The organism is Cellulomonas triticagri, from assembly GCF_003696205.1.
GTDB classification, from domain to species: Bacteria; Actinomycetota; Actinomycetes; order Actinomycetales; family Cellulomonadaceae; genus Cellulomonas; species Cellulomonas triticagri.
In genome coordinates, this window is record NZ_RFFI01000247.1 from 1 (window position 1) to 1711 (window position 1711).

The following is a 1711-nucleotide window of genomic DNA, read 5'->3' on the forward strand; positions in this document are numbered from 1 at the left end:
AGGGGGAAACGCCCGGTCCCATTCCGAACCCGGAAGCTAAGCCCCTCAGCGCCGATGGTACTGCACTCGCCAGGGTGTGGGAGAGTAGGACGCCGCCGGACACCCATTCACGAAGAGCCACCCCGTTTCGGGGTGGCTCTTCGTGTTTCCCGAGACATTCCTGCGGAGGTCTCACGTGCTGAGGGCGGCCGAGCGCGTCCTCCCTCAGCCGCGCGGGTTCGTGCCGCGCGCCGCCCACGTGTCCGTGAGGATCTGCGTGAGCACGGTCTCGTCCACGGCGTCCAGGCGCTTCACGTACAGGCAGCCCTTGCCGGTCGTGTGCGGGCCGAGCTGCTGTAGCGCGTCCGCGTGCGCGGCGACACCGTCCGTCAGGTAGATGGTCAGCGCCGTCTTCCGCGGCGAGAACCCGATCGGCGGCCAGTCGCCGGCGCGCCCGGAGGCGTAGGTGTACCGCTGCGAGCCGTACCCGATGATCGACGGACCCCAGAGCACCGGTTCCTCACCCGTGACCTGGCGCAGCATTGTCGCGAGCCGGCGGGCGTCCGCGCGGCGTCGTTCGGGTTCGACGGCGTCGAGGTAGGAGTCGACGTCCGCGTCCGTGGGTCGGGTGATCGGGGTGTCTGCCATGCCCTGATCCTGCCCCAGGCCGTCGCACACGCGGGTCCTCGCCCCCGGAGCGCGAGCGTGTCAGCCGGGAAGCAGCTCGCGGATCGCGTGGTGTCCGATCGCGGAGATGACGGCGTCGTCGTCCCCGTGCGCGACCATCGCGGAGGACATGACCAGCGCCCACCCCGCGGCGCGACGCCAGCGTCCGGGGTCGGGGGCGGCGCCGGACTGCTCGGCGAGCGCGTCGGTGCGCTCCCGGAAGCGGGCCCGGCCGGTGGCGTCGAAGGTCAGCCACGCCGTCGCGAGGTCGCAGGCCGGGTCTCCCGCCGTCACGTCCCCGAAGTCCAGCAGGGCGACCAGCGCGCCGTCGCGGGTCACGAGGTTCCCCGGGTGCGGGTCCCCGTGCACCCACTGCGGCGCACCGGGCCACGGCGGGGCGGTGAGTGCGTCCTGCCAGAGCGCGTGGGCGCGGTCGCGGGCGTCGGGCAGGACGGGGTCGAGGTGCCCTGCCGCGAGCCGGGCTTCGAGCGCGTGGGTGCGGCCGGTCAGCGCTCCACCGCGCACGGGGTTCACGGGCGCCCCTGCGGGGGCCGGGACGTGCAGGGCGTGCAGGGCCGCCGCGAGGTCCGCCGCCCAGGGCGTGCGTGCGGCGACCGGGTCGTCAGCGGCGGGCGTGCCGGGGATCCAGGGCACGACGCTCCACGCCCAGCCGAACGCCGCAGTCCGCGTGCCGACCCGCACCGGTGTGGGCACGGCGAGCGGGCACCGCCGTGCGAGCTCCGGCAGCCACCGCTGCTCGTGCTCGACCAGGCGCGCGGCGGCCTCGCGGCGGGGGAGACGCACCGCCAGGTCGGCCCCGAGCCGGAACGTCGCGTTGTCCCAGCCGTGCGCGGCGAGGTGGATCGGCAGGTCCGCCAGGTCGGGGTGCTGGTCGGTCAGCAGCGCACGGACCAGGTCGGCGGTGAGGTCGACCTCGGCGGGCGGTCGGACGGGCACGGATCACCTCCAGGACGCGGCGGGCGACGCGCCACGCTACCCGACGACGCGGGCTGCGCTGCCCGGCGCCGCCGCGCCCGCCGCCCCACCGCCCGCCGCCCCACCGCCC

Annotated in this window: 2 protein-coding genes and 1 rRNA gene; 1 reads left to right on the forward strand and 2 read right to left on the reverse strand. The window is 75.6% G+C overall.

The genetic code is table 11. The features are described from left to right. A 5S ribosomal RNA gene (gene rrf / locus EBM89_RS20565) occupies window positions 1–101 on the forward strand; the annotation flags it as partial. A 103-nt stretch (window positions 102–204) separates the two neighbouring features. On the opposite strand, the gene EBM89_RS20570 is transcribed toward rrf, so the two are convergent. Then, window positions 205–627 (reverse strand): DUF1801 domain-containing protein, encoded by a 423-nt coding sequence (locus EBM89_RS20570; RefSeq protein WP_122151407.1) that lies wholly within the window; start codon window positions 625–627, stop codon window positions 205–207. A gap of 60 nt (window positions 628–687) precedes the next feature. After that, window positions 688–1602 (reverse strand): aminoglycoside phosphotransferase family protein, encoded by a 915-nt coding sequence (locus EBM89_RS20575; RefSeq protein WP_122151408.1) that lies wholly within the window; start codon window positions 1600–1602, stop codon window positions 688–690. Window positions 1603–1711 lie beyond the last annotated feature (109 nt).